General features: G+C 59.0%; 26 protein-coding genes. 4 read left to right on the forward strand and 22 right to left on the reverse strand.

The genetic code is table 11. From position 1 onward, the window contains the following. Positions 1-7 precede the first annotated feature (7 nt). The 3 genes from RHM68_RS17685 to RHM68_RS17695 form a co-directional block, all read right to left on the reverse strand. Entirely contained in the window at positions 8-844 is an 837-nt protein-coding gene (locus tag RHM68_RS17685) for a substrate-binding periplasmic protein (RefSeq protein WP_322217194.1), read from the reverse strand. A gap of 79 nt (positions 845-923) precedes the next feature. Then, on the reverse strand, positions 924-1,853 hold the full coding sequence (locus RHM68_RS17690; RefSeq protein WP_322217197.1) for an electron transfer flavoprotein subunit alpha/FixB family protein: 930 nt from the start codon (positions 1,851-1,853) through the stop codon (positions 924-926). A gap of 2 nt (positions 1,854-1,855) precedes the next feature. Next, complete coding sequence (locus tag RHM68_RS17695) at positions 1,856-2,605, reverse strand: electron transfer flavoprotein subunit beta/FixA family protein (protein WP_322217200.1); 750 nt, start codon at positions 2,603-2,605, stop codon at positions 1,856-1,858. A 545-nt stretch (positions 2,606-3,150) separates the two neighbouring features. On the opposite strand from RHM68_RS17695, the gene RHM68_RS17700 reads away from it, so the two are divergent. Continuing rightward, positions 3,151-4,815: an electron transfer flavoprotein-ubiquinone oxidoreductase gene (locus RHM68_RS17700; RefSeq protein ID WP_322217202.1), complete on the forward strand. Its 1,665-nt coding sequence runs from the start codon at positions 3,151-3,153 to the stop codon at positions 4,813-4,815. Positions 4,816-4,908: 93 nt separating this feature from the next. On the opposite strand, the gene RHM68_RS17705 is transcribed toward RHM68_RS17700, so the two are convergent. Beyond that, positions 4,909-5,799: an AraC family transcriptional regulator gene (locus tag RHM68_RS17705; RefSeq protein ID WP_322217205.1), complete on the reverse strand. Its 891-nt coding sequence runs from the start codon at positions 5,797-5,799 to the stop codon at positions 4,909-4,911. A 178-nt stretch (positions 5,800-5,977) separates the two neighbouring features. Here RHM68_RS17705 and RHM68_RS17710 point away from each other — a divergent pair, with 178 nt between their 5' ends. After that, positions 5,978-7,030, forward strand: coding sequence for an NAD(P)-dependent alcohol dehydrogenase (locus RHM68_RS17710; RefSeq protein ID WP_322217207.1), 1,053 nt, complete (start codon positions 5,978-5,980; stop codon positions 7,028-7,030). On the opposite strand, the gene RHM68_RS17715 is transcribed toward RHM68_RS17710, so the two are convergent. The 6 genes from RHM68_RS17715 to RHM68_RS17740 all read right to left on the reverse strand — a co-directional run bounded on the left by RHM68_RS17715 (position 7,027) and on the right by RHM68_RS17740 (position 12,783). Next, complete coding sequence (locus RHM68_RS17715; RefSeq protein WP_322217209.1) at positions 7,027-7,830, reverse strand: IclR family transcriptional regulator; 804 nt, start codon at positions 7,828-7,830, stop codon at positions 7,027-7,029. The genes RHM68_RS17710 and RHM68_RS17715 overlap by 4 nt on opposite strands. A 60-nt stretch (positions 7,831-7,890) precedes the next feature. Beyond that, positions 7,891-9,201, reverse strand: a complete 1,311-nt coding sequence (locus RHM68_RS17720; RefSeq protein ID WP_322217211.1) for an MFS transporter — start codon at positions 9,199-9,201, stop codon at positions 7,891-7,893. 84 nt (positions 9,202-9,285) lie between these two features. Next, entirely contained in the window at positions 9,286-10,434 is a 1,149-nt protein-coding gene (gene dgoD, locus RHM68_RS17725; RefSeq protein ID WP_322217214.1) for a galactonate dehydratase, read from the reverse strand. A 46-nt stretch (positions 10,435-10,480) separates the two neighbouring features. Next, positions 10,481-11,101 (reverse strand): 2-dehydro-3-deoxy-6-phosphogalactonate aldolase, encoded by a 621-nt coding sequence (locus RHM68_RS17730; protein WP_322217217.1) that lies wholly within the window; start codon positions 11,099-11,101, stop codon positions 10,481-10,483. 19 nt (positions 11,102-11,120) lie between these two features. Beyond that, positions 11,121-12,113, reverse strand: coding sequence for a 2-dehydro-3-deoxygalactonokinase (locus RHM68_RS17735; RefSeq protein WP_322217220.1), 993 nt, complete (start codon positions 12,111-12,113; stop codon positions 11,121-11,123). A gap of 187 nt (positions 12,114-12,300) precedes the next feature. After that, positions 12,301-12,783, reverse strand: a complete 483-nt coding sequence (locus tag RHM68_RS17740; protein ID WP_322217222.1) for a GNAT family N-acetyltransferase — start codon at positions 12,781-12,783, stop codon at positions 12,301-12,303. A gap of 139 nt (positions 12,784-12,922) precedes the next feature. Between RHM68_RS17740 and RHM68_RS17745 the strand changes: the two genes are divergently transcribed. Beyond that, positions 12,923-13,576 carry an HD domain-containing protein gene (locus RHM68_RS17745; protein WP_322217224.1) on the forward strand — a complete coding sequence of 218 codons (654 nt, stop codon included), beginning with the start codon at positions 12,923-12,925 and terminating at the stop codon, positions 13,574-13,576. Between the two features lie 192 nt (positions 13,577-13,768). Then, entirely contained in the window at positions 13,769-14,107 is a 339-nt protein-coding gene (locus tag RHM68_RS17750) for a hypothetical protein (protein WP_322217226.1), read from the forward strand. A 77-nt stretch (positions 14,108-14,184) separates the two neighbouring features. On the opposite strand, the gene RHM68_RS17755 is transcribed toward RHM68_RS17750, so the two are convergent. The 12 genes from RHM68_RS17755 to RHM68_RS17810 all read right to left on the reverse strand — a co-directional run bounded on the left by RHM68_RS17755 (position 14,185) and on the right by RHM68_RS17810 (position 26,445). Further along, complete coding sequence (locus RHM68_RS17755) at positions 14,185-15,105, reverse strand: PfkB family carbohydrate kinase (RefSeq protein WP_322217229.1); 921 nt, start codon at positions 15,103-15,105, stop codon at positions 14,185-14,187. Further along, positions 15,098-16,564 (reverse strand): purine-cytosine permease family protein, encoded by a 1,467-nt coding sequence (locus RHM68_RS17760; RefSeq protein WP_322217231.1) that lies wholly within the window; start codon positions 16,562-16,564, stop codon positions 15,098-15,100. Before RHM68_RS17760 ends, RHM68_RS17755 begins: the two co-directional genes overlap by 8 nt. Positions 16,565-16,755: 191 nt before the next feature. Next, a complete protein-coding gene (locus RHM68_RS17765) occupies positions 16,756-17,772 on the reverse strand; it encodes an ADP-ribosylglycohydrolase family protein (RefSeq protein WP_322217233.1) in 1,017 nt (338 codons plus the stop codon). After that, entirely contained in the window at positions 17,769-18,482 is a 714-nt protein-coding gene (locus tag RHM68_RS17770; protein WP_322217236.1) for a GntR family transcriptional regulator, read from the reverse strand. The genes RHM68_RS17765 and RHM68_RS17770 overlap by 4 nt, the downstream gene beginning before the upstream one ends. A 171-nt stretch (positions 18,483-18,653) precedes the next feature. Beyond that, positions 18,654-19,622, reverse strand: a complete 969-nt coding sequence (gene araH / locus RHM68_RS17775) for an L-arabinose ABC transporter permease AraH (protein WP_322217239.1) — start codon at positions 19,620-19,622, stop codon at positions 18,654-18,656. A gap of 9 nt (positions 19,623-19,631) precedes the next feature. Next, complete coding sequence (araG, locus tag RHM68_RS17780; protein WP_322217241.1) at positions 19,632-21,176, reverse strand: L-arabinose ABC transporter ATP-binding protein AraG; 1,545 nt, start codon at positions 21,174-21,176, stop codon at positions 19,632-19,634. A gap of 64 nt (positions 21,177-21,240) precedes the next feature. Then, the gene (locus tag RHM68_RS17785; protein WP_322217243.1) at positions 21,241-22,245 is read right to left on the reverse strand and encodes a substrate-binding domain-containing protein; all 1,005 of its coding nucleotides are present in this window, start codon (positions 22,243-22,245) and stop codon (positions 21,241-21,243) included. A 128-nt stretch (positions 22,246-22,373) separates the two neighbouring features. Beyond that, entirely contained in the window at positions 22,374-23,192 is an 819-nt protein-coding gene (locus RHM68_RS17790; RefSeq protein WP_322217245.1) for an SDR family oxidoreductase, read from the reverse strand. A gap of 272 nt (positions 23,193-23,464) precedes the next feature. Beyond that, a complete protein-coding gene (locus tag RHM68_RS17795) occupies positions 23,465-24,340 on the reverse strand; it encodes an SMP-30/gluconolactonase/LRE family protein (RefSeq protein ID WP_322217246.1) in 876 nt (291 codons plus the stop codon). A 64-nt stretch (positions 24,341-24,404) separates the two neighbouring features. Next, positions 24,405-25,121: a FadR/GntR family transcriptional regulator gene (locus RHM68_RS17800; RefSeq protein ID WP_322217249.1), complete on the reverse strand. Its 717-nt coding sequence runs from the start codon at positions 25,119-25,121 to the stop codon at positions 24,405-24,407. A gap of 141 nt (positions 25,122-25,262) precedes the next feature. Further along, positions 25,263-25,823, reverse strand: coding sequence for a DUF1285 domain-containing protein (locus RHM68_RS17805; RefSeq protein ID WP_322217250.1), 561 nt, complete (start codon positions 25,821-25,823; stop codon positions 25,263-25,265). A gap of 16 nt (positions 25,824-25,839) precedes the next feature. After that, positions 25,840-26,445 carry a DUF4823 domain-containing protein gene (locus RHM68_RS17810; RefSeq protein ID WP_322217252.1) on the reverse strand — a complete coding sequence of 202 codons (606 nt, stop codon included), beginning with the start codon at positions 26,443-26,445 and terminating at the stop codon, positions 25,840-25,842. Between the last annotated feature and the right edge of the window lie 23 nt (positions 26,446-26,468).

Genomic DNA, 26,468 nt, shown 5'->3' on the forward strand with positions numbered 1-26,468 from the left:
AAAATCCCTACTGTTTTGGGGTACTGACGGGGTGTGGTTGCGGTTGTGAGCGTTGTGCTTTCCAGCGCTCGACATTGCGCAGCAGCACGGTTTCCGTCAGTCCGGAGGCGGGCAATTCTGTCATCTTTTTGGCCAGTTGTCCGCGCAACCACGGATCGTTGCAGGCGGAGTTATGGGAAACAGCGAGGAACAAACCGGGTTTATCCACGGGTTGCGGATACGTTTGCAAGTCATTAGCCATGGACAGTGTCTGCGCGACGGCCATCCCCGAATAACGTCCAGCCAAGACAAATTCCACCTCACCCAGCAGCAATTTCTGAAAGGCCTGCGTTAGGTTTTGAGTACGAACCAGGGTCAATTTCCGCCCAGCAAAAGCACCAAATTCCTGGGTCAAACGGGCCTTTTCCGACACTGCGCCGGGATGACCTTCAAGGTCTTTCGGCTCGTTATAAACCAGCGGCGACCGCTTGCGAGTCCAGACCAGGTAATCGTTTTCCAACAACGCTGGATAAATATAATCCAGGGTTTGCACCTCACTGAGCGTCAACGGTGTATCAGCCAGCATATCCATACGCCCGCTGCGCACTTCGTCGAGGGCCTGGGAGCGTTTACCGGCATAAAGCAGTTCGACCTTGATGCCCAACTCCCCCGCCACGTGTTGCAACAAGTCAGCACTGGCGCCAATCAGGTGCTTTGGATTTTGCGGATCCTGCCACAAATACGGTGGTGCATCCGGGCTGCCAGTGACCACCAGGCGCTCGCACTTGCCGGCAGCAAGAGACAGGCCCGGCAACATCGCCAGCCCCATCAGCAATGACCAGCTACACACCCGGCGCAAATCCATGGCGACACTCTCCCACTCAAATTCGGAACAAAAAAAACCCGACCAAAAGGCCGGGCTCTTTATAAGTCAAGCTGCTGGATTAGACCAGTTTCTCGAACTCAGGAATGGCTTCGAACAAGTCTGCCACCAGGCCATAATCGGCCACCTGGAAGATCGGCGCTTCTTCGTCCTTGTTGATCGCAACGATCACTTTGGAGTCTTTCATGCCAGCCAGGTGTTGGATCGCGCCGGAGATACCGACCGCGATGTACAGCTGTGGAGCAACGATCTTGCCGGTCTGACCGACCTGCATGTCGTTGGGTACAAAGCCTGCGTCAACCGCAGCGCGGGAAGCGCCAACGGCCGCGCCAAGCTTGTCGGCCAAAGCGTAAAGGTGCTTGAAGTTGTCACCGTTCTGCATACCACGACCGCCGGAAACGACGATTTTGGCAGCCGTCAGTTCCGGACGATCGGACTTGGCCAGTTCTTCACCGACAAAGCTCGAAGTACCCGCATTGTGCGCCGCTACAACGGCTTCAACCGCCGCCGAACCACCTTCAGCTGCAACCGGGTCAAAACCGGTGGCACGCACGGTGATGACTTTCACCGAAGCGTTGGACTGAACAGTCGCGATAGCGTTGCCGGCATAGATCGGACGCTTGAAGGTGTCAGCGCTTTCAACCGAGATAATCTCGGAAATCTGATCAACATCAAGGGTTGCGGCAACGCGCGGCAGGATATTTTTGCCGTTAGAAGTAGCGGCAGCCAGGATGTGGCTGTAGCCAGTGCCCAATTCGGCAACCAGCGGCGCTACGTTTTCCGGCAGTTGATGAGCGTAAGCGGCGTTATCAGCCACCAACACTTTAGCCACGCCAGCGATTTTCGCAGCGGCTTCAGCCACGGCGCCAACGCCCTGGCCGGCAACCAGAACGTGGATGTCGCCACCAATTTTGACGGCAGCAGCCACAGTGTTCAACGTAGCCGGGGCCAGCACTTTGTTGTCGTGTTCAGCGATTACCAAGATAGTCATGATTAGATTACCTTCGCTTCGTTTTTCAGTTTCTCGACCAGTTCAGCTACCGACTTGACCTTGATACCTGCGCTGCGTGCAGCAGGCGCTTCGACTTTCACGGTCTTGTTGGTGGAGGCGGTGGAAACGCCCAAAGCATCAGGAGTCAGCACTTCAAGCGGCTTCTTCTTGGCTTTCATGATGTTTGGCAGGGACGCGTAGCGCGGCTCGTTCAAACGCAGGTCGGTGGTGATGATGGCGGGCAGTTTCAGCGAAACCGTCTGCGCGCCGCCGTCGATTTCGCGGGTCACAGCGACGCTGTCACCAGACACTTCGACTTTCGACGCGAATGTGCCCTGACCGTAGCCGCTCAAAGCAGCGAGCATCTGGCCAGTCTGGTTGTTATCGCTGTCGATGGCTTGTTTGCCGAGGATCACCAGTTGAGGCTGTTCCTTGTCGACAACAGCCTTGAGCAGCTTGGCAACGGCCAGGGAGGTCAGTTCTTCAGCGGATTCGACAAGGATGGCACGGTCGGCGCCCAGAGCCAGCGCGGTGCGCAGTTGCTCTTGAGCGGTGGTCGGGCCGATGGAGACGACGACGATTTCAGTCGCAACACCCTTCTCTTTCAGGCGCACGGCTTCTTCCACTGCGATTTCGCAGAACGGGTTCATCGACATCTTGACGTTGGCGAGGTCAACGCCGGAATTGTCCGCCTTGACGCGAACCTTGACGTTGTAATCAACAACGCGTTTGACAGCTACAAGAACCTTCATGGATTCCTCGTTACTCTCCGGTGAAAAGGAAGCCGCCTAGGCGAACCTGGCGGTTGATACTTGGGCGCGCAAGGGCACCTCTAAAAACGCTGGCACATGAATAGATGACAACGCCCACTAAACTGATGACCGTCCGTCAGTGGTGACTGACGAGTCATTCATTAGCGTAGCGTGTAAACTGCGCGCCGAAACCGCGCAACCCGCCACCTTGTACCGCCATCGCCCTGCCTTTAGAGGTGCTCCTGAAACCAGCAGTCAGCCTACGGCGAGCGCAAAACCGCCCGTATATTGACCGGAACGCCTATTCCGGTCAATACGGCAAAATGGCCGTTCATAAGCCGCGTTACTTTGATTTCTCTGGCTTTGAGCCAATTCAAACAAACGTTTGTATTGGACGCTGGGAGTGGTGTAGATATAATGCGCCACCCAGAGAGAAAGGCGAGTCGCCCATTGCCTCCTTCCCTTGTGTTTGCGAAGGAAACAATGGAGGCAACACCAAACCTCCAATTAGAAAAAACTGTTGAGCCTTGAGTAGGAGATAGCCTGTGGAACGCGAATACATGGAATTCGACGTGGTCATCGTCGGTGCCGGCCCCGCTGGCCTGTCTGCCGCCTGCCGGTTAAAGCAGAAGGCCGCCGAAGCCGGTAAGGAAATTAGCGTCTGCGTGGTCGAAAAAGGCTCCGAAGTCGGTGCTCACATCCTTTCCGGTGCCGTATTCGAACCACGCGCTCTGAACGAACTGTTCCCGGACTGGAAAGAACGGGGTGCTCCACTGAACACGCCAGTTAAGCGTGATGACATTTTCGTCCTCAAGAACGCCGACAGCGCCACAAAGATTCCCGACCTGCTTGTGCCCAAGACCATGCACAACGAAGGCAACTACATTATTTCTCTGGGCAACCTGTGCCGCTGGCTTGCCCAGCAGGCCGAGAACCTGGGCGTAGAAATCTACCCAGGTTTCGCTGCCCAAGAAGCGCTGTTCGACGAGAACGGCGTAGTGCGCGGGATCATCACTGGCGATCTGGGTGTTGACCGCGAAGGTCACCCGAAAGAAGGCTTGTACACGCCGGGCATGGAGCTTCGCGGCAAATACACGCTGTTCGCCGAAGGTTGCCGTGGCCACATCGGCAAGCAACTGATCAAGCGCTTCAACCTCGACAGCGATGCCGATGCCCAGCACTACGGCATCGGCCTGAAAGAAATCTGGGAAATCGACCCGGCCAAGCACCAGCCAGGCCTGGTGGTCCACACCGCAGGCTGGCCGCTGGACATCATGGGCACCGAAAATACCGGGGGCTCGTTCCTCTATCACCTGGAAAACAATCAGGTGGTGGTTGGTTTGATCGTCGACCTCTCCTACAGCAACACCTACCTGTCACCCTTCGACGAGTTCCAGCGCCTCAAGCATCACCCGGTACTCAAGCAGTACCTGGAAGGTGGCAAGCGCATCAGCTACGGCGCTCGCGCCATCTGTAAGGGTGGCCTGAACTCGCTGCCGAAGATGGTGTTCAAGGGGGGGGCGCTGATTGGCTGTGACCTCGGCACACTGAACTTCGCCAAGATCAAGGGCAGCCACACCGCGATGAAATCAGGCATGCTCGCCGCTGAATCGGTAGCTGACGCGTTGTTCGCCGATCTAGACGGCACTGCTGAGCTGACCACTTACGTGGACGCCTTCAAGAAAAGCTGGCTCTACGATGAACTGTTCGCCAGCCGTAACTTCGGCCCGGCGATCCACAAGTTCGGCGCTATCGTGGGTGGCGGCTTCAACTGGCTCGACCAGAACATCTTTGGCGGCAAACTACCGTTTACCCTGCACGACACCACGCCGGATTACGCGTGCCTGAAGCTCGCGGCCGACTGCAAAAAGATCACCTACCCGAAACCAGACGGCAAGCTGAGTTTCGACAAGCTCAGTTCGGTGTTTATCTCCGGCACCAACCATGAAGAAGAACAACCGTGCCACCTGAAGCTGACTGACCCAAGCATCCCGATCAGCAAAAACCTGCCGCTGTATGATGAGCCCGCTCAGCGCTACTGCCCGGCTGGCGTGTACGAAGTAGTGACCAAGGAAGACGGCGAGAAGCGCTTCCAGATCAACTCCCAGAACTGTGTGCATTGCAAGACCTGCGACATTAAGGACCCTTCGCAGAACATCACGTGGGTTGCACCTGAAGGCGCCGGCGGCCCGACTTACCCGAACATGTAAGCCGCACGCCTGAACATCAAGGCTCCCTAAACGGGGGCCTTTTTGTTGCCTGCAACTCCGAACGCAACCCAACACCAATAGACTCTCATCAGTTCAAGCGGCACGCTCGTCTCCGGGGTTGCGCTCAAAGTAGCGCTTGTACTCGCGACTGAACTGCGACGTACTCTGATACCCCACCCGATGCGCGACCTGAGCCACACCCAGGCCCTCAGAAATCAAAAGCTGCTGCGCCCGCAGCAAGCGTAGGCGTTTGAGGTACTGCACCGGCGATAACAAGGTGCTGCGTTTGAAGTGTTCATGAAAGGTCGACGCGCTCATATTCGCGCAACTCGCCAAGGTCTCGACATTCAGCGGCTCGGTGTAGTGCCCGTGCAGATGGCTGAGTGAGGCGGCGATTCGAGCGAACTGCCCCTGCTGCTCCACCAACGCTCGCAACACATCCGCTTGCGGCCCGCGTAACGCAACGAACAGCAACTCACGCAAGCGCGCCGGCCCCATGATCTGGCACTCCAGCGGATCATGCAGACAACGCAGCAGCCGTTCCACACAACCGCGCATGGCATCGTCGAGGACTGCCGAGGTCATCGACTCGGGCGTCTGCGCCGGAATATGACGCCCCGACGCCAGCCCCATGGCCAGTACCAACTCGCCGAGCAGCACCCGGTCGATCGCAATGGAAATCCCGAGCATCGGTGCATTTGGCATAGCGAAGGTTTCGCATTCGAAAGGCACCGGCAATGCCTGAATCAGGTAATGTCCGGCTCCGTACTCGAGCGTGCGCGGCCCCAGGTAAGCCAACTTGCTGCCTTGGGCGATGATTACCAGGCTGGGCTCATAAATCTGCGGGCCACGGGCCACATCACAACTGGCCCGCAACACCTGAACACCCGGCAACGCGGTGGGCGCGAAGCCATCGCGGGTCGTCAGGGGCTGGATCAGCGAAACCAGCGTGGCATTGGCATCGAGATGACGGGTCAACAACATGGGAAAAATTCACGAAAAAGGGATGACGGCATCATCGCAGGTCTGACGGGCAATACGACCAATCAGAGGCACATGCCGGAGGATTAGGCATGACACCCGGAGGATTCGCCATGGCCGATATCCGGCACGGCCTCCAGAATCACCCTCCTCACCTGCCACTGTTTTTGCGAGGTTTTTCATGTACACCGCTATCGGATATGCTGCCCAATCGGCCACCACTCCCCTCGCCCCTGTGAAATTCGAACGCCGCAGCCCAAGGGCCGACGACGTGGCGATCGACATTCTTTACTGCGGCGTCTGCCATTCCGACATCCACCAGGCCCGCAACGAGTGGGGCATCGCCGTGTACCCGCTGATGCCTGGCCACGAGATCGTGGGCAAAGTGACCGCCGTCGGGGCGAATGTTACCCAACACAAAATCGGCGATCTGGTCGGCGTCGGCTGCATGGTCGACTCCTGCCGCAGTTGCGAAGCCTGCCGGTCCAACCTTGAGCAATATTGCCTCGAAGGTCCGACCATGACTTACGCCACCCCGGACCGGGTCGATGGCAGCAACACAATGGGCGGTTACTCTGACAGCATCGTAGTCAGCGAGCACTTTGTGGTGCGCATCCCGGAAAAACTCGACCTGGCCAGCGCCGCACCGATTCTCTGTGCCGGCATCACCACCTACTCGCCGCTCAAGCACTACGGGGTGAAGGCCGGCGACAAAGTCGGGATTCTCGGCATGGGTGGCCTCGGCCATATGGGCATCAAGTTTGCCAAGGCAATGGGCGCTGAAGTGACATTGTTCACCCGCTCGGCGAGCAAGGCCGAGGAAGGCCGACGTCAGGGCGCCGACCACGTGATCGTCTCCAGCGATGCCGAACAGATGAAGGCTGCCGCCGGACAGTTCAACTTCCTGCTCGACACCATTCCCGTGCAGCACGACCTCAACCCCTACCTCGACACCTTGCGTTTCGACGGCGTACACATTTTGGTGGGGTTGATCGAGCCGATAGATCCGCCAGTCCACGCCGCCAAACTGGTATTGGGCCGCCGGGTATTGGCCGGCTCGCTGATTGGTGGCGTCGCAGAAACTCAGGAAGTGCTGGATTTCTGCGCCGAACACGGCATCACCTGCGACATCGAAATGCTCGACATCAACCACATCAACGAAGCGTTCACCCGCATGATTGCCGGTGACGTGAAATACCGCTTCGTAATCGACATGGCAACGTTGAAGGTTTAAACCTTCAGGCCTAGCTCCGCCGAGAGCCGAGCCGTGACCCCTTTGATCAGGGGAATCAGCTCGGCCATTTTTTCCAGCGGCATATAGGGCACAGTGCTAGCGATACTGATACCGGCGACGATGCGCTTGCTCGCATCACGAATCGGTGCGGCCACGCAGCGAATCGACGGCTCATTGTCTTCCAGATCGAACGCGTAACCGCCCGCCACATACTCGACCATGCGCTGCTGAAACTGCGCCCAGGACTGTTCCGGGTGCTGCGGCCAAAACTGATTTTTCCCGCCCTGCGGCAAACTGACTTCGTAAAGCCGCTGCCAATTTTCCTGCGCATCATCGAGCATCAGCGCCTTACCAATCCCGGTGCGCGCCAACGGCATACGATGGCCAACCCGCGAGCGCATTTCCGGGCCATTACGCCCCGGATTTTTGTGCAGATACAGCACCTCGTCACCTTCACGAATAGCCAGGTGAATGGTGTCGCCGGTCAACGCCGATAGCTCATCCAGATACGGCCCGGCCAGGGTCACCAGCGGCAACTCTTCACGAGCCTGGAAGCCCAACTCAATCAGCTTCGGCCCCAATAGATAGCCGATTTGCGGCACGACGCGCAGGTAACGCTCTTCCACCAGGCAACTGGCCAAACGGTGGGTGGTGCTACGCGTGGTGCCGATCAGCCGGGCGATTTCCTTGAGATCGCGGGCGCCACTGGCCACGGCCTGAACCACACCCAAGCCACGAAGCAGGGTTTGGGTGCCGGTGGGCGCGGCGTCCTTGACGATTTTTGGGGCATCTTCCTGCATATCCAGCCTTTACCGTTGAGCGAGGGAACGGGCGGCATTATGGTCGCCCGACGGCGGTGACTACAACTTGATGCGCTCGACCTTGCCGACCAGTAATACGTAGGACAGTGCGCCAATCAATGCGAGCACCGCGATATAGGTGATCGCAGGGGCAAACGAATCGCCGCTGGCGAGAAAACCGATGACGATGGGCGTGGTAATCGCCGACAGGTTACCGATGAAATTGAACACCCCGCCGGTCAAGCCGAGCAACCGAGCCGGCGCCAACGTGGAGACCAGCGACCATGTGATCGACGCCAGCCCATTGCCGAAGAACGCCAACGCGAGAAAGGCAATCACCAACGGGGTTGACTCGACAAAGTTGGCGCCGATGATCGACGTCGAAATCAGCAGACCTCCAATGATCGGCAGCTTGCGCGCAAACCCCACGGTGTAACCGCGACGGATCAGAACGTCCGAGAAGAACCCCGAACACAACACACCGACAAACGCCGCCAGAAACGGCAACGACGCCAGCAAGCCAGACTTGATGAAGTCCATGCCGCGATATTTCACCAGGTAGGTCGGGAACCACGTCAGAAAAAACCACAGTGTCGAGTTGAGGCAGAACTGACCGAGGTAGATGCCCCAAAGCTTGCGTTGACTCAAGACAATCCCAAGGTCGGTCCAGCTGAATGTGGCTTTGAGCTTGGCGTGTTCCGTCTGGATGTCCACCAGCCCGCCCCCGTCGCGAATCAGGTCGATCTCAGCGTCATTGGCGCCTTTGAAATCCCGTGGCTCGCGATACGCCGCGTACCAGATCACCGCCCAGACAATGCCCACCAAACCGGTACTAACGAACACCATGTGCCAACCGTACTGGTGTTGCAGCCACGCGAGAACCGGCGTCAAAAACGCCAAGCCGACAAACTGACCGGACGTGTAGAAGCCGATGGCCGTCGCACGCTCACGTTCAGGAAACCACGTGGTAACCACGCGACTGTTGATCGGATAGGCTGGCGCCTCGAGTGCGCCAACCGCCATGCGCAGCACGAACAACGCGATGAAACTGGCAGCGAAGCCCAGCAACACGGTGGCGATAGACCACAGCAACAGTGCGATGCTGTAGAGGATGCGCGGCGGCACACGGTCCACCAGCCAGCCGCCAGGAATCTGCATCGCCGCGTAGGTCCAGCCAAAGGCCGAGAAGATAAGACCGACATGGATCGAGTCGATGTTCAGTTCGCTGGTCAGCGCCGGGGCCGCAATCGACAGGTTGCTGCGGTCCAGGTAGTTAATCACCACCGTAATAAACAGCAGCACCATGATAAAAAAACGCTTGCGACTGGGCGTCACCAGCGACGCCTGCCCGGTGAGGGTTTGCGGTTGCATGGAAGGTGCCTCTTCTTATGGTTATTGAGGGCGATATCAACACACGCGCAGGCCCCGGTGGGAACGAGGTGATTCAGGCAGCACTCACCACTCGGCAAAACTGCCATCGGCATGCCGCCAGATCGGGTTGCGCCAGCGATGGCCAACCGCTGCACGTTCAATGACGTATTCCTCGTTGATCTCGATTCCCAGGCCCGGCCCGTTAGGAATTTTCACGAAGCCTTTGTCGTAATCGAATACCCGTGGATCTTTCACGTAATCGAGCAGGTCGTTGCTCTCGTTGTAGTGAATGCCCAGGCTCTGCTCCTGAATGAACGCGTTGTAGCAAACGGCGTCCAGTTGCAGGCACGCCGCCAAGGCAATCGGGCCCAGCGGGCAGTGCAGCGCCAGGGCCACATCGTAGGCTTCGGCCATGTTGGCGATCTTGCGCGTTTCGGTGATGCCGCCCGCATGGGATGCATCGGGCTGGATGATGTCGACGTAACCTTCGCTGAGCACGCGCTTGAAATCCCAGCGCGAGAACAGTCGCTCACCCAAGGCAATCGGGGTGCTGGTCAGTGGCGCCAGCTCTTTCAACGCTTCGTAGTTTTCACTGAGCACCGGCTCTTCGATGAACATCAGTTTGTAGGGGTCGAGTTCCTTCATCAGCACTTTGGCCATGGGCTTATGGACCCGGCCATGGAAGTCGACGCCGATGCCCACGTGCGGACCCACCGCGTCACGCACGGCGGCAACGTTGGCCAGGGCCAAGTCGACTTTTTCGTAGGAATCGAGGAATTGCAGCTCCTCGGTGCCGTTCATTTTCACGGCGGTGAAACCACGCTCCACCGCCTCTTTTGCCGCACGGGCCGTGTCGGCTGGCCGGTCGCCGCCGATCCACGAGTAAACGCGAATCTTGTCCCGCACCTGACCACCCAACAGGTCGCTGACCGAGACTCCCAAGGCCTTGCCCTTGATGTCCCACAATGCCTGATCGATGCCAGCCAGAGCGCTCATGTGAATCGCCCCGCCACGGTAGAAACCGCCACGGTAGAGCACGGTCCAGATGTCTTCGATGTTGCGTGGGTCTTTGCCGATCAAGTAGTCGGACAATTCTTCAACAGCCGCAGCGACCGTGTGCGCGCGGCCCTCGACCACGGGCTCGCCCCAACCGGTCACGCCCTCGTCAGTTTCGACCTTAAGGAAGCACCAGCGCGGCGGGACGATGAAGGTCGTCAGTTTGGTGATTTTCATCTATTGCCTCTCTTATTGGATGTAGCGCTCGCAGCGCCAAAATGGCTTAGCGCAGAGCGTTCCATGCAGCGACATACGCCTTGGCTTTCACCGCGACATCTTCTGGGCTCATCCCCGGCTTGAACAACCCGGAACCGAGGCCAAAGCCTTTGACACCTGCCTCGACAAACACCTGCATGTTGTCCGGTGTAATCCCGCCCACCGGCGCCAGAATGGTGCCCACGGGCAACACCGCGAGCCAGGCTTTAACGACGGCGGGCCCCATCTGTTCGGCAGGAAACATCTTCAGTACGTCCGCCCCCTCAGCCAAGGCCGCAAAGGCTTCAGTGGGCGTCGCCACGCCCGGTGACAGAAACAAGCCTGCCGCTTTCGCCGCCCGCAGCACGTTGGCGTCGCTGTGGGGCATCACGATCACCTGGCCACCCGCCGCCTTCACCTGCTCAACCTGCTCGGGCGTGAGCACCGTACCCGCGCCGATCAGGCAATCGGCAGGCAACGTACTGCGCAGAATGCGGATACTTTCGTAAGGCTCGGGGGAATTGAGCGGCACCTCGATGACACGAAATCCGGCGCAATAAAGGACTTCTCCGATGGCCGCCGCTTCTATAGGGCGCAGGCCGCGCAGGATCGCGATCAGGCCGTTTTGCGCCAGGGCTTGCTTGAGCATGTCAGCTCTCCAGTCAGGTTTAACGGGATGGATTAGGCGTGATCAGCCCAGCGGCGACCGCCAGTTGCCACAACCCGCGCTCGGTGGCCTGCTCAGCCAACATCACCCGGCTAAAGCCACAGGCGTCGAGGGCTCGGCGATAGCGGGCGCAGAGTTGAGCATTACCAATGAGGATGATCGAGGGCAGATGAACACTGTTGCGCCGGCGCCGCTGAACACTGGCCAGGGCCGACAGTTCATGACCGATCAACAGGCCAGACAAATAGTCCGGTTGCGCGGTGGCGCTCAGCTCGCCGGTCAGCCCGAGGCTGCGCGCACTGAACAGCGTCGACAACGGCCCGATCTCGCCGTCCACCGACAAGGCCACCTGTACACCACGATCAAAAGCTTGGCCATCGAACGACGTACCCTGTTGCTGGGTGCGTCCGAGAATGCTGTGCTGACTGAGCACGGCGAAGACTTCGCCGGTCATGAAGGTATCGAAATGCACGATGCAGCCACCCGCTACTTCTACCCATTTCGAATGACTGCCTGGCAGGCCGATCAGCAGATCAGCGCTCGCTATGTCGGGCAGATTTTGCAGCACCCCGAGCACTTGGGTTTCCTCGCCCCGCATCACATTCGGCAGACGCGAACGCTGGATCACGCCCGGCACGATGTGAACATCAACACCGCGAAGACTGCGAACCGTTTGTAGCGACGTTCCGAGATTGGCGACGTTGGCCGGCGTGTCACAGTAGGCTGCTTCGCGCCAGCCTTGGGCACTGCCGACCATGCCACAGGCAATCACCGGCACGTCCGGTTGGGCGTCGAGCCAATCAGCGCAGGCCTCATCGAAAGCTAGTTCAAAACCGTCAGTGCAGGCCTGACCGTTGATGGTTCTCGGCGTGCGCGGCAATTGCATGATCCCCGAGGACAGCGAACGCTGTTCGAGCACCTGGCCACCCGCACCCAGTTTGTAAGCACGTAATGAGGTTGTACCCCAATCGAGCGCGATCAATTGCGCCAGCATCGCTTCACCTGTTTTGTTTTTGGCAGTGAGTGCGCTGGACTATAAACCCGGATGCCACCATATCTCAATATATAAATATCACTCCCATATATTGGGATATAACAAAAAAGATCGCCGCCTTCGGTTATGCCTCCTCTATCGGTAGAAGCAGCTGAAGGCCGGCGATCGTTAACCAGACCGCAGGTGATTAGTTACCCTCGGCAAACTCGCGCAACACCGCACCGTCCATCCGATAGCGCACCCACTCTTCCTGCGGCTGAGCGCCAAGGGACTTGTAAAAATCAATGGCAGGCGTGTTCCAGTCCAGCACGCTCCACTCGAAACGACCACAGTCGTTGGCGCAGGCGATTTTTGCCAAATGGCGCAGCAAGGTTTTGCCCGCGCCACCGCCGCGCTGGTCTGGCGTGATATAGAGGTCTTCGAGGTACAGGCAGTTACTGCCAAGCCACGTGGAATAACTGAAGAAAAACACCGCGAAACCGATGGGCACGCCGTCGCGCAGGCAGATCAGGCCGTGGGCGGTGGCGCCTTCACTGAATAGACTGCGCTCAATGTCGGCGACGCTGGCAATGACTTCATGGCGGGCACGTTCGTAGTCGGCCAGCTCAGTGATGAACGCGAGAATTTGCGGTGCATCGCTGGGGGTCGCCGGGCGGATCTCGATCATCATGGACAGGCCTTGTCATCAATTGAGAACGCCATACTAAGGCGCCAATCGACGCTCGTCACACGGCAACGCAAAAAGTACCCTGACACCCTCGCCACACCGGCGAATTGCTACATGACTGTTTTCAGCTAAAAGGACGTTTATGACCACGCCGGCTTTCGCCCCACTGCAATCACTCGCCGAGACCCTGCTGCCCCACGCACTGGAGCCCTCGGAAGATGGCGCCCACGACCTGTCTCACCTGCAACGGGTGTGGCACAACGTGCGCACGCTGCACGCAGAAGAAGGGGGCGATTTGCGCGTCATGCTGGCGGCCGTGCTGTTGCACGACTGCGTGGCGGTGGAGAAGAACTCGGCGCTGCGTACACAAGCGTCAAGGCTGGCTGCACAAAAAGCCATTAAGGTGTTGGCGCAGATGAAGTGGGCCGACGCAAACATCCAGGCCATCGCCCATGCCATCGAAGCACACAGTTTTTCCGCCAACATCACCCCCACCAGTCTTGAAGCGCGCATCGTGCAGGACGCCGACCGCCTCGACTCCCTTGGCATGCTCGGCGTGGCCAGAACGTTCTACATCGCCGGACGCATGGGCAGTGCGCTGTATGACCCTAAGGACCCTGAAGCGAAGGCAAGGGACTACGACGACAAGCGCTTTTGCCTCGACCATTTCCAGACCAAATTGCTGCACCTGGCAGACGGTTTCCAGACCACCACGGGCCAACGCCTGGCGCAAATTCGCCATCACCGACTCAAAGGGTTTATGGAGCTGTTCAAGGAAGAGATCGGCATTGGCTGAAACCGTTACGTCGGGGGCGGGGTCGGCCAAGACCCGACGTTTTACTTGATGACAGGCATGAAGGCTCCGGCGCCACGTAACCCGCGGCCAAACATTGCCACCGTTCTAGACCGTTCGTCGCTCATCAGGCACCAATCCAAACCGAGGGCGGACCAATATCAGGTAAGGATTCTCATAAATGGAGACGACACCATGATCACGCCCAGACTGACCGCCATCGCTCTCGCCACCCTGCTGTCCTCTACTGCTTTCGCCGCCACAACGACGTCCACCACCGCACCGACCGACCCAATGGAAAAACCGAACGCCCCCACCCTGCAAACTGCTCCCGGCACCAACACCAACGGTTCGAATATCGATAACAGTCTGCCGCCATCCACGGGCACCGATCCGCGGATCCAGGGTAACGACGCGGGCCGTCAGGGCGGAATGAACATGCCTGACACCCAGACGCCGGATAACGCCGGTATTGGCATCGGCTCGAAAACCACTACTGGAGGGTCGGGTTCCGAAGGCGGCGCCCGTCAATAATTCGCCTACGCCGCGCAAAGTGGATGTTTGACGTCAGTTGCACCCTGCCCGTAGCGGCTGACGGTCATTCAAAAACCCTAAATCTTACGGATAAAAGCATCCACCTCCGACGATTTCGGAGACGTCGCCGGCCCCCAGCGTGTGACCGCCAGAGCCGCTGCCGCATTTGCCCGTCGTGCTGCGTCTAGCGGTGATAATCCCTGCGCCAACCCGGCCACGAACACCCCGACATGCGCATCCCCGGCGCCATTGCTGTCGAGCGCATCGACCTTGAAACCAGGCACATGCTGATGATCGCCGCGCTGGCTGACCCAGCACCCGTGCGGTCCATCGCGCACCACCAGCAACACCTCGGGCGGTAGATACTGCGCCAGGCGTTCCAGCGCACATTCAATGTCCGGCGCAGCGGTAAAGCGCATGGCCTCAAGGCTGTTGCTGGTCCACAGGTCGATACGCGCCAGCAACGTTTTCATCAACGGTGCGTCGGGCGAATCCACCAGCGGTCCCGGATCGAACACCACGTTGATCCCCTCCGGCAAACCCAATACCCACGCCACCAGCGCCTGCGCCTTGGCGCTATGTAACAGGCTGTAGCCACTGACGTAGACGTAATCGCCCTGCTCGGGCGCAACACTCGCCAAGTCCTCAGCCGTCAACTCGCCTTCGGCACCAATGTAGGAAATAAAACTGCGTTCGGCCGACGCTTCCGTGACGGCGACGCAGAGCCCGGTATCACGCTCGGCACGGTGGGTAATACCGATACGGATGCTCTCCGCCTGCATCGCCTCCCGCGCCAGATCGCCGAAACGGCCGGTACCGTGGCGTCCGAGGTAAACCGCTGGCAAACCATTGCGCACGGCAGCCGCCATCACGTTGAACCCGCCGCCGGTTTCAAAGCGGGCGGACTGCGCCAACACGTCGCCGCCGGAGGTCGGCAGTTTATCCACGGCCATCACCAGGTCGATCACGACCTGGCCGGTGTGCAACAGCTTAGGCATGAGCGTTCTCGATCAAGGCGGCGCGCCGGTCCTTGGCACCACCGAGTACGCCGTAAACCCCACCTGCCACCAGGAACGTGACTATCCAGCCCAGGCCGTTATGCCCCAGCCAGGAGTCGGACAGGAACCCCTGGAACCAGACGTTTTGTGCGGTGGTGCCTATAGTGGTGAAACTGAAACCCAGCACAATCGCCAATGCCCACGCACCGAAGGCACGCCACTCGACTCCGCCGTGATACCAGTAGGCGCTGCTCGGGCTGACGTCCAGCAAGTCGTGAGGGCTGTAGTAATGACGATGAATCAAGTCGATCACAAAGATGCCGACCCACGCCGTAATGGGTACCGCCAGCAAGGAAATGAAGGTGATGAACGGACCGTAGAAGCTGTCGGCGATCAGCATGAAGTAGATCGATCCGGCAAAAATCGCCACGATGTCCACCACCACCGCGTAGACGCGTTTGACCTTCAGGCCGAGGGTCAGCGTCGTCAAACCGGCGGAGTACACCGACAGGTTGTTCGACAGCAGCAGCCCGCCGAATGCAGTGATGAGGTACGGCACCGCCATCCAGGTCGGCAGCATGTCGCGAATCGCGATGATGGGGTCGGTGGCTTGGGCCAGGTCGTTATTGCCCACCGACAACAGGCCGCCGAGAGTGATCAACAGCACCAATGGAATTCCCGCGCCGAAGGCGGCAGAAGCGACCAGACGCATGGCTTTGACGCTGCGATGCTGGTAGCGCGACATGTCGGCGCCGGCGTTGGCCCAGCCGATTCCGGTGCCGGCAGCCATGGTGCCGATGCCGATGATCATCGCGCTCAGCGGTGCCGGCGTGGCGTTGAACACGGCGCTCCAGTCGATGGTGGCGCAGAGAAAGCCACCCACCAGCAGGTTCAACGCGCCGAACACGTAAGTCGCCCACTTCTGAATCACCAGCAACGTGGCGTGACCGAGGCCGGAGACCGACAACGTCAGCAACACGAAAACTGCTATAAACAGCAAGGTCAGCGCCGGGGCACTTTTAGCCGCCACCGGCGAACCGAACAGTATTGAGCACAGCGACAGCAAGACAAAGGCAGCGGTGGTGGTGTTGACGGTTTCCCAGCCCAGCCGTGACATCAACGAGACGACCGTCGGGCCGATGTTGCCGCGAACTCCGAAGATCGCTCGCGACAGCGTTAAACTCGGCGCACGACCACGACGACCGGCGATGGAGATGATGCCGACCACCGCAAACGACCCGGCAGCGCCGAGGACCGCGACGATGATCGCCTGCCATATCGCCAGCCCGCGAAAGGCTACTAACGTGGCGCCCAACGGCAAGCCGAGGATGGAAATATTGGCGGCGAACCAGACCCAGAAGAGTTGCAGCGGATGACCGTTGCACTCGCTTTCCGGCACCGGCTCGATGCCACGGGTTTCCAGTTGTCCGGCACTCGCACCGACGTTTGATGAACTCATGAAAAATGCTCCTGTTGCCATTATTTTGGTTATGGGCAGTCTCGGGAGTCGGCGTAACGTCCCGGCAGTCCTGGCCGTATTCGTGCTGTCCGTTGCGGGTAAAACGTTCAGGTATGGGTGCATCTATCGAGGGCAAGCCCGCGCCTGCAAGGGATCGAGCACGTGTTCAGGCTCGCTTGCTCACGCACGCGTCAGCGCAAAGCCAACAGCCCTTGGACCAACGGTTCCAGTTGCAGATCATTGACGGTTTTGACCTGCTCGATCAGCGCCGCCGGCCAACTCTCAAGCCCCAGGCAAGCACCGAGCATCGCTCCGAGAATCGCCGCGATGGTATCGGTGTCGCCGCCAAGGCTCGCAGCCATGCACAGCGCTTCAAAGGCATTCATTTCGCCAATGGCCACTCGCTGGGCCAGGGCAAAGGACACCACCACTGACTCCTGCGACGCCACCGACGTACCGATCACTTCGTATAAAAAATCGGCCAGCGGCACGTTGTCGTTGTCGTTGTCGTTGTCGTTGTCGAGGCTATAGGTCCGCGCCCAACGGATGCGCGAGGCGATGCGTGCGCCAGCCACCCAGTGGCCGTGGCTTTCAGCCTGTTGCGCAAAATGCTGACCAAGGTTCAACGCTTCATCCAGGTGCAGGCCATTGATGCCGGCGGAAACCACCGCCGCCACCGCGGCCGCACTCGCAATCCCCAGCGTCGTGTTGTGGGTCACCTGACAGGCTTGCACCACGGCGCTGATAAAGCGTTCCGGCGCCGCGACATCGGCCGAGATCCCCACGGGCGTAATACGCATGGCCGCACCGTTGGTTGTGCCGTAGCGCCCCGCCTCTTCCGGTGAGTGACCGGCCAGGATCATCTCGATGGCACGCTTGGTCGAAGGGCCGAGCAAATCCTGAGACCCCTTGGCCCGCATCTCGGCTTCCCAGGCGATAAGACTCTGGGCCAGCGCTGCCGGCTCGATCCGGCCTTGGCCCTGAATCAACAATTGACCGACCAGGATCGCCTGCTGCGTATCGTCGGTGATCGAACCCTTGGCCATATTGGCGGCAATAGGTTGATCGGGGCCGGCGTCTTCCAGGCCCGTGATCTCACCGAAACGAAGCTTGATCTGGTCGCGGCTCAAGGATTGAGTCGGCATGCCCAGCGCGTCTCCCAACGCCAATCCGTAGAACGCGCCCAGGGCACGATTCAGCGCGGTCATGGTGAATTTCCAAATTGCAGGTGCAGACGGAAGTGAACCGGATCGAGCAGGCTCTCGACCTGCTCCATAAATCGCCCCTGACGATCGTAGGTCGTGCGCAAGGCTTTAAGGAAGACCGTCCCCAGCGCACGCCCGAGCAGTTCTGCGTCTTCGGCGTTCAATGGTTCAGCGCCAAGCCACTGGTCCCCTCGCTCGCCAATGTAGCCATAGGCGGCCAGCGTAATGGTCAGGGAGTTGTCGATCAGGCCAACCCGCGGCAGGCTTTCCAGGCCACCGGTGGCAGGCATCAGCGAGCGCTCGAGCGACACCAGCTTGCCGTCATTGGAACGGCGGCGGCGATCAAGGGTGATGAATTTTTCGGTGCCGAAACGCGATAGCAGGTCAGGGCGATCCACCGCCTCCAGCCGCAGCACTTCGGTATTGATCAGCGCGCCGCTGTCGGCCAGCGCCTGAGCCCAACCGCTGCGTTGATCAAGCACCACACCGTCAAAAGTGACGATGGAGCCCACACCGCTTTGCGTCGCGATGTACTTGCGCCGCTTCAACTCAGCCAGGGCTTCGCGCAGCGTGCCTCGGCTGACGTTGAATTCCTGAGCCAATTGATGCTCACCCGGCAACAGAAAGCCGTCCTCCATCAAACCGCCTTCGATGCGCCGAATGAGTTCGTCAACCACCCGTTGTTTCTTATCAAATCGTACTTGTCTAATCATGTACAAATTGATACACGAAGCAAGGTCGGGCGAGCAAGGGCTATTTTGGCGGAGATGACGGAAGGCGCGGGAGCGATTAAAACTCACGCGCGCGGTCGCGTTGGCAGTTCCAATCTCAATGTGTCAGACCTGACGCTATCGCGAGCAGGCATGCGCCCACAGCCATCAGGGTCAGCGTTGTTTGAGACGGTCAATCACGACAGCCAGTAACAAGATCGAACCGCGAATCACGTATTGATAAAACGTATCAATGTTCTTCAGGTTCATCGCGTTTTCAATGATCGCCAGAATCAACACCCCGGCAATGACATGCCGAATCATCCCGATACCGCCGCTCAGCGAAACGCCGCCCAGCACGCACGCTGAAATCACCGTCAACTCAAAACCCTGGCCAATCATCGGCTGGCCGGAGGTCATGCGCGATGCCAGGATCACCCCGGCCAGCGCGCCAATCACACCGTGTACGGCGAAGATGATGATTTTGGTACGGTCAACGTTAACCCCTGCCAACAAGGCAGCTTCCTGGTTGCCACCAATGGCCATAGTGTTGCGCCCATAAGTGGTGTAGTTCAGCAGCCAGCCGAAAAACAGAAAGCAGGCGACGGTGATTAAAATCGGCACCGGAACGCCGAACAACTGGCCGTTACCGAAAACGAAGAATTGCTCCTGCGACACACCCACCGCTTTGCCATTGGCAAAAATGTAGGCTAGACCTCGGACGATTTGCATGGTCGCCAACGTCGTAATCAACGCATTGACCCGCAGCTTGGCAATCACGATTCCGTTGATCAGCCCAACAATCAACCCCATGAACAGCGCGGCCACGACCCCGAGAAACACGCTGTCGGTGTCACGCATCACCACGGCAGCCACAACGCCGGCACAGGCAATCACCGAGCCTACGGATAAGTCGAAATGCCCGGACGCCAGGCAATACAACATGGTGCAAGCGGCGATACCCGTGGTGGAAATCGCCAGGCCGAGGCCGCGCATGTTCAGCGGTGACAGGAAGTTGTCGATCAGCAAGGTGCAGAGCACAAAGATCCCGACCGCCGCCAGCAGCATGACCCAGTCGTCGAGGAAACGCCGCAGGTCCAGCGGTTTGCGCGGGGTAGGCAGAGCGTTGTTTTGGATGGTCATAGTCACCTCTCAGTTCGCCACGCCGTCAGCGCGTTGGCGCGGCAAAGCCAGTTGAAGCAAGTTGGATTCATTCGCCTGTTCGCGGGTCAGTTCGCCGCTCATCGCACCTTCACACAGCACTAGAATGCGGTCGGAAATGCCCATGACTTCCATCAAGTCGCTGGACACCACAATCACCGCAATTCCGCTCTCGGCGAGGTTATGGATGATCTGGTAAATCTCGGCTTTGGCCCCGATATCGATACCGCGAGTGGGTTCGTCGAGCAGCAGGACTTTCATCGGCATCGACAGCCAGCGACCCAGAATGGCCTTCTGCTGATTACCACCGGACAGGTACATGATTTTCTGCGACGCATTCGGCGTCTTCACTTTCAGCGCCTTGATCTGCTGGTCGGCGTTGTCCTTCTCCCACAGTCCACGCAACAGGCAGCCGAGGGTGGAATGCGCGCCACGGGCGCTGATGTTGATGTTCTCGGCAACGCTCGCAAGTGGAATGATGCCTTCCTTCTTGCGGTCCTCGGGGCACAGCAGAATCCCGGCCGCAATCGCATCGCGAGGTGAGCGCAATTTCAGTTCATGACCGCGCAAGGCCAAGCGTCCGGCGGTGTTGCGCGTCAGACCACTCAACATTCGGAACAGCTCGGTACGACCCGCGCCGACCAAGCCGAACAGCCCCAGAATCTCGCCCTTATGCACCTCGAAACTCACGGGTTCACGCAAGCCTGGCCCCAGCAAACCTTCGACTTTGAGCGCCACTGCGCCACGTTGGCGGCTGCGGTAATTGTAGATGTCCTGAATGTCGCGACCGACCATGCACGTCACCAACTGGTCGTGGGTCAGTTGGCTCATGTCCTCGAACGTGCGCACGTAACGGCCGTCCTTGAACACCGTGACCGCGTTGCAGATGCGGAACACTTCTTCCATGCGATGGGAAACGTAAAGCACCACTTTGCCTTCGTCCCGCAGGCGACCGATGATTGCCATCAAGCGATCAATCTCCCGCGCCGAGAGGCTGCTGGTGGGCTCATCGAACGCGATCACATGGGCGCCACGGGACAACGCCTTGGCGATTTCCACCAATTGACGCTGCCCGAGGGACAGGCGTCCTACCTTCTCCTGCGGGTCAATTTCATCCGCCAGACCTTTGAGACAGGCCAATGACTGCGCCCGCAACGCTGCGCGATTGATCAAGCCGAAATGCGCGGGCAGATGACCGAGGAACAGGTTCTCCGCCACGGTCATTTCCGGCACCAGGTGCAACTCTTGATGGATCACCGCAACCCGACTGGCAATGCTCTCGGCGGTGGACTTGAAGACCTGGGTCTGCTCGCCGATCTGCAACTGGCCGCTGCTCGGCGTGTAGGCACCGCCAAGGATTTTCAGCAGCGTGGATTTGCCGGCGCCGTTCTCGCCCATCAAGGCGTGAACCTGCCCCGGATGAGCGACGAAGCTAATGCCATCCAGCGCTTTGACGCCGGGAAAGGTCTTGCCGATCCCGTTGAAACGCAGGCTGCCGCTCACACTGTGTTCTTGTGCTTGTACTTGCGCGTGCATAACCACCTCATCACACCGATCAGGTAGCCCCGTCGCCGGGGCCACCAAGGAATTCAACCGTCCCTCAGTTCCAGAGGCCGATTTTTTCCAGTTCCTGCTTGAAGTTCTCGCGCGTGATCAGCGTCACGTCATCCATGGCGGTATATTTCGGTGGCTCTTTGCCGGTGGTAATCCACTCAAACATCATGGCCGCGGTGTTGTAGCCCTCAATGTGAGGGCTTGGCAGCATTGAGCCGAAGAAACCACTGTTGGGTTTCTTAAGTTCGCCGATGGCGTCGGTGCCGTTGATGCCGATACCGATCACATTGGCGGCGGCAAACCCGGCGCTTTCGGTAGCACGCACGCCACCCAGCACGGTGTTGTCGTTCATGCCGCCAATGATCAAGTGTTTGGCGCCACTGGGCAGTTTCACCAGCGCCGAGTTAGTCGCGTCCATGCTGCCCGGTACGTCGAGTGTTTTCAGCGCCGAGAACAGAATGTGGTCTTTTGGCAGGCCAGCATCCTCCAGGGATTTGGCAGAACCGTCAGTGCGTTTCTTGCCCGTGTCGAGTTCATTAAAGGTGTTGATCACTGCATACGTATCTTTCCAGTCCCAGCCGCGTTTTTTCGCTTCGGCGGCCATGGCATTGCCCTGTTTCTGGCCGACTTCGAACGCAGCCATGCCCAGGTACGGCACGTCTTCCATGAACTTGCCGTTGGCATCAACAAAACGGTCATCGACCGCTATCACTTTCATACCGTTGGCTTTGGCCCTGGCCATGATCGCCGGACCGAGGGACACATCCGGCGGGCAGATCACAAAGCCCTTGGCGCCGTTGGCTGCAAGGCTGTCGATGGCCGAGAGGGTTTTCTCGCCGTCAGGCACGGCGATCTTGATCACGGTAAAGCCTTTGTCTTTGCCGGCCTTTTCGGCAAAGGCCCATTCGGTCTGGAACCAGGGCTCCTCCGCCTGTTTGACCAGAAAACCGATTTTCACTGCCTCGGCCGCCAGCAGCGTGCTGCTCAGGCTGACTGCCGTGACCGCCAAAGCGGCGCAGCACAGAGAACGGATCCCACGACGACGATTCATAAACTGACTCCTTGTTGTTGTTATTCAGAGTTGTTGTAAGCCGATGCAGCGGTCAAACCTGAAGCGAATTAGTCATATCGTATGATGATTGGATTTCAGGCGAAGTTTCCCCCTCTGAAACCCGCTTATTAGTCGTGGTACATGACCGAGCGTCCGCCATCGATAGTGATGCAAGAGGCGTTGATGAACGGGGCCTCATCGCTGGCCAGGAACACAGCAGTCATCGCCACTTCCATAGGTTGGCCGATGCGGCGCGGCGGATGCAGATCAAACGCGCGCTGACGTTCGGCGTGAGGGTCGGCAAAACCGTTCCAGTAATCGACGTTCAACTGGGTTTCGATGTAGCCCGGCGCGATGGCATTCACGCGAATACCTTTTGGCGCGTATTCAATGCCCAATGCGCGGGTCAGCCCAAGCAAGCCATGCTTGGCCACCGGGTAGGGGAAACAGCCCGGAATAATGTGGGTCGAATGGGTAGAAGCAATGTTGATGATGCTGCCGATGCCCTGCTCGATCATCTGCGGCAGCACGGCTTTACAGCCATACCAGGCACCGTCGAGATCGATGGCGAAACAACGACGCCAGTCTTCTTCGGTCATTTCCAGTGGATCACGAAACACGTTGACCCCGGCGCAGTTGACCAGCACATCAATCCGGCCATGGCGCTCAATAGCCAATCTGGCCATGGCGTGCAGATCTTGCTGGTCGGACACATCCGCCTTGATCGCTTGAACATCAAAACCTTTGTCACGCCACTGAGCAGCGACTTTTTCGACTTTTTCGGCCTGAATATCGCTGATGATCAGCTTGGCTTGCTGAGAGGCGAAGGTCGCGACGATTGCTTCGCCGATGCCTTGAGCCGCGCCGGTCAGCAGCACGACTTTGTTTTTCAGTCGTTCGCCCTTCGGCGGCTCGGGCACCGGTGGCAAGGAAAGAGGTTCAGCCATGGATCAAGACTCCTTTTGCAGGGACGACGAAAACCGGGCATCTGTCGATGTCCGGTCACTGGGCATTTGGGAATAGGCCGGCAGGCGCGAAAACGCTTGGGCGCCGAAGCGGCCTGAAGCACTGACTCCGTGAAGGAGTACCGTGGAATATCGCTGCATCACTTCACCTGTTTTGTTTTTTTAAGTGTGAGTGCGTGTAACTGATGGAGCCGACTATAAACCGGAGGAACAAATAATCTCAATATATAATTTTACATCTCATATATTGGGATTTAACCCGCAAAGCGCCTACAGACTTTTCCAGGCACATCGACCTCAATCGATAACACCGCCCCGTCCAAAGGATGAGCGAGCGGGCTCGCGGCGCTGGTGATGTACAAGGTTTTCAGGTCTTCGCCGCCGAACACACAACTGGTGGGGCGGCTGACTGGCAGCTCGATGACTCGGTCAACCTGACCGTCAGGCGCCAGCCGAAGCAGACAACTGCCGTCCCAGCGGGCATTCCAGACATAACCTTCAGCGTCCATGGCCGAACCGTCGGGGACGCCGCGCTCATGCGGCCCGAACCAGGTGTGTGCCGGTTCAAGGCTGCCGTCGGTACGAATGAAGTGCTGATACAGCGTGGCATCAAGACTGTCGGCGAGGTACAACGTCGTTCCGTCATCGCTCCAGAGCAACGTATTGGGAATTCCCAGCCCACGGAGCAAGGGCGTTACCCTGGCGTCGGGATCAATGCGAAACAGCCCCCCCGAACGCTGCAGGACGGGCAAGTCATCGCCGTACTCGCCGATGTTGTTCTGCATCGTGCCCAGCCAAAGCCGGCCCAAGCCATCGCACCGGGCTTCGTTGGGGCGATTGGCGGGCTGTGGGTCAGCCACGCAGAGCAACGTCAGTCCTGGCTCCAGACCCGGCGAGTCAAGGTCGAGCCGATAGACGCCGCTGCTCATGGTCACGAGCGCATCGCCGCGCTCGCAAGGGATGAAGGCGCTGACATGCTCCGGCATCTGCCAGATCTGCACGTTGGCGCCGATCAGCCTGAGCACTTGCTTACCGGCGATGTCGACCCAGTACAACGCCTGCATCGGCACATCCCAGAACGGGCCTTCACCGAGCTGTGCTCGGTGCCCGGTCACTGCGGTCCACGACATGAGGCCTCCTTTAATATTCTTGACTGACGATGGGAGCAAGTCCGCCCCCACAAAGTTCGCATGATCAGCTGGCTTTTTTGTCGGCCATGACTTGTGGGTAGAAACGCTTGATCGCAAGGTCCGCATTGTCAATCAGGGTCATGCAGGCACACACGCCCCGCGCCGCATCACGGGCGGCGATGGCGTCGGCCATGTCTTGGTGAATCGGCAGCGTGCGGCGTAACTCGTCCGGATCTGCCGCAGACACTTCAAAGGAAACCGCTAGCAGCGCGCCGAGGGCCGGGACCATTTGCTCGATGAATTGATTGTGACTGGCGGCGAGGATGCATTCGTGGAAGAGCTGATCGGCGCGGTTGTAATCAACGCCGCTGTCCACGGCACGTTCCAGGGCGTTATAGGCTTGGCGGATGGCCTGCACCTGCTCGACCGTTGCGCGCTCGCAAGCCCAGCGCACGGCCATCGGTTCAATAGTGCGACGCAGGTCGAGCAGGTCGTCGACAAAGTTTTCCGGCAAGCCATTGCGCGATAGCCAACCGACGACTTGCGGGTCGAAGAGGTTCCAGCGCCTGACCGGCAGCACCCGCGTCCCCACCTTTGGCCCGACTTCGAGCAGGCCTTTGGCGACCAGCGTCTTGATCGCTTCGCGGATGACGGTACGGCTGACGCCAAGCTGCTCGCCCAGGTCAGCTTCAACCTTGAGTGTCTGCCCGGGTTTAACCTGGCCGGCGGCAATCCAGCCACCTAGCCAATCGACAGTCGACGCGTGAAAGCTGCTGGACATGAAAACCTCAATGCAGGGACGGCAACAAGCCGTTCGCGATGGAAGTCCACGCTAATCATCATACGATTGAGTGTCAATTTGATTTTAAGGACACATGCCGCACATGTGCGAGCAAACACACGCTCGCGCATTCTTGATGGGCTAGGGCTCAAGACCAATAGGAAAGAACTCGCCGCCGCTCCAAACGCCAAGCCATCGCTGACCATCGAGCTCACGCGTGACCGCCAGCGCTACCAGTTGATAGAACACATTGCGGTGGATCAGCGCCTCGAGGTTCGTGCGCACATGCACGTAAGGCGCAGGCTCCTCGGTCACCGGATCAATCATCACGCGAATAGGATGTTCGACACCCGCCTCGGCGATCTCATCAACATTGGTGGTAAAGCGTAAGACCTGGGCTTCGCCCTCGCCTTCGACGTCGACGGCAATCGCCACAAACGGCGCGTCATCGACCTTGATGCCGACTTTCTCCACCGGGGTAATCAGGAAATAATCATCACCGTCGCGGCGCATGATGGTGGAGAACAGCTTGACCATCGGCTTGCGCCCGATCGGCGTGCCCTGGTAATACCAGGTTCCGTCCCGGGCAATGCGCATGTCGATGTCGCCGCAGAAATCCGGGTTCCACAAGTGGACCGGGGGCAAGCCTTTGGTTTTGGGGATTTGCCCCAACAGATCGTTGGCTTTTTGCGGGCCACTCATGACGCTCTCCTTGGAATTACTGGTCGCTGAGCCCAAGCAGGCTGCGCGCGTATTGCGCAAGCGGCGGGCCCAGCAAGTCTTCTGGCTTGGTGTCGTGGAACGTCAGTAAACCGCCACGACTCTTGATCCGTGCAGTATCGATCAGATACTGAGTGCTGGTCTCGATCAACATGATCTGAATCACGCCGCTGTCCAGACCTAGACGATCCACCGCCTCCTGGTCGAGCCACTCGTCCGAGTTGCCGATACGGTCATCGGCCTTGGCAAAGCGCGTGTAGAGCAGGTAATGCGCGCCGGCAGCACGAGCCTCGCCCATGGCGACATCGAGGCCTTCTGGCGCACGGGCGCGGCGGACCATCGGGAAATATTCGATAAAGCCGTTGAAGGCCTCTTCAGCCACCACGTTGGGGCGCGGATAGGCACTGCCCGGCGGCGCGAAAGCACCTTGAGCGATGTAGATGAACGAGTCAGCCTGAATGCGGAAGTTGTTCACCCGACGGCTGTCACTGTGATCCAGCAGACCCGCGTCACTCATGTGGTAGCGAACGCCTTCGCCCATATCACTGACATTCATGCAGCCGCCAAGTGCCAAAACGGCCAGCAGCAAAACCAGGCTACGCATCCTACCCTCCAAAGACCGGTGAC

This window comes from Pseudomonas sp. DC1.2 (assembly GCF_034351645.1).
Lineage (GTDB): Bacteria > Pseudomonadota > Gammaproteobacteria > Pseudomonadales > Pseudomonadaceae > Aquipseudomonas.

Bases quoted from the DNA above. Each gene is read 5' to 3' on its own strand.
- RHM68_RS17685 (WP_322217194.1), bottom strand. From the start codon at position 844: ATGGATTTGCGCCGGGTGTGTAGCTGGTCATTGCTGATGGGGCTGGCG.
- RHM68_RS17690 (WP_322217197.1), bottom strand. From the start codon at position 1,853: ATGACTATCTTGGTAATCGCTGAACACGACAACAAAGTGCTGGCCCCG.
- RHM68_RS17695 (WP_322217200.1), bottom strand. From the start codon at position 2,605: ATGAAGGTTCTTGTAGCTGTCAAACGCGTTGTTGATTACAACGTCAAG.
- RHM68_RS17705 (WP_322217205.1), bottom strand. From the start codon at position 5,799: ATGTTGTTGACCCGTCATCTCGATGCCAATGCCACGCTGGTTTCGCTG.
- RHM68_RS17710 (WP_322217207.1), top strand. From the start codon at position 5,978: ATGTACACCGCTATCGGATATGCTGCCCAATCGGCCACCACTCCCCTC.
- RHM68_RS17715 (WP_322217209.1), bottom strand. From the start codon at position 7,830: ATGCAGGAAGATGCCCCAAAAATCGTCAAGGACGCCGCGCCCACCGGC.
- RHM68_RS17720 (WP_322217211.1), bottom strand. From the start codon at position 9,201: ATGCAACCGCAAACCCTCACCGGGCAGGCGTCGCTGGTGACGCCCAGT.
- dgoD (WP_322217214.1), bottom strand. From the start codon at position 10,434: ATGAAAATCACCAAACTGACGACCTTCATCGTCCCGCCGCGCTGGTGC.
- RHM68_RS17730 (WP_322217217.1), bottom strand. From the start codon at position 11,101: ATGCTCAAGCAAGCCCTGGCGCAAAACGGCCTGATCGCGATCCTGCGC.
- RHM68_RS17735 (WP_322217220.1), bottom strand. From the start codon at position 12,113: ATGCTGGCGCAATTGATCGCGCTCGATTGGGGTACAACCTCATTACGT.
- RHM68_RS17740 (WP_322217222.1), bottom strand. From the start codon at position 12,783: ATGATGATCGAGATCCGCCCGGCGACCCCCAGCGATGCACCGCAAATT.
- RHM68_RS17745 (WP_322217224.1), top strand. From the start codon at position 12,923: ATGACCACGCCGGCTTTCGCCCCACTGCAATCACTCGCCGAGACCCTG.
- RHM68_RS17750 (WP_322217226.1), top strand. From the start codon at position 13,769: ATGATCACGCCCAGACTGACCGCCATCGCTCTCGCCACCCTGCTGTCC.
- RHM68_RS17755 (WP_322217229.1), bottom strand. From the start codon at position 15,105: ATGCCTAAGCTGTTGCACACCGGCCAGGTCGTGATCGACCTGGTGATG.
- RHM68_RS17760 (WP_322217231.1), bottom strand. From the start codon at position 16,564: ATGAGTTCATCAAACGTCGGTGCGAGTGCCGGACAACTGGAAACCCGT.
- RHM68_RS17765 (WP_322217233.1), bottom strand. From the start codon at position 17,772: ATGACCGCGCTGAATCGTGCCCTGGGCGCGTTCTACGGATTGGCGTTG.
- RHM68_RS17770 (WP_322217236.1), bottom strand. From the start codon at position 18,482: ATGATTAGACAAGTACGATTTGATAAGAAACAACGGGTGGTTGACGAA.
- araH (WP_322217239.1), bottom strand. From the start codon at position 19,622: ATGACCATCCAAAACAACGCTCTGCCTACCCCGCGCAAACCGCTGGAC.
- araG (WP_322217241.1), bottom strand. From the start codon at position 21,176: ATGCACGCGCAAGTACAAGCACAAGAACACAGTGTGAGCGGCAGCCTG.
- RHM68_RS17785 (WP_322217243.1), bottom strand. From the start codon at position 22,245: ATGAATCGTCGTCGTGGGATCCGTTCTCTGTGCTGCGCCGCTTTGGCG.
- RHM68_RS17790 (WP_322217245.1), bottom strand. From the start codon at position 23,192: ATGGCTGAACCTCTTTCCTTGCCACCGGTGCCCGAGCCGCCGAAGGGC.
- RHM68_RS17795 (WP_322217246.1), bottom strand. From the start codon at position 24,340: ATGTCGTGGACCGCAGTGACCGGGCACCGAGCACAGCTCGGTGAAGGC.
- RHM68_RS17800 (WP_322217249.1), bottom strand. From the start codon at position 25,121: ATGTCCAGCAGCTTTCACGCGTCGACTGTCGATTGGCTAGGTGGCTGG.
- RHM68_RS17805 (WP_322217250.1), bottom strand. From the start codon at position 25,823: ATGAGTGGCCCGCAAAAAGCCAACGATCTGTTGGGGCAAATCCCCAAA.
- RHM68_RS17810 (WP_322217252.1), bottom strand. From the start codon at position 26,445: ATGCGTAGCCTGGTTTTGCTGCTGGCCGTTTTGGCACTTGGCGGCTGC.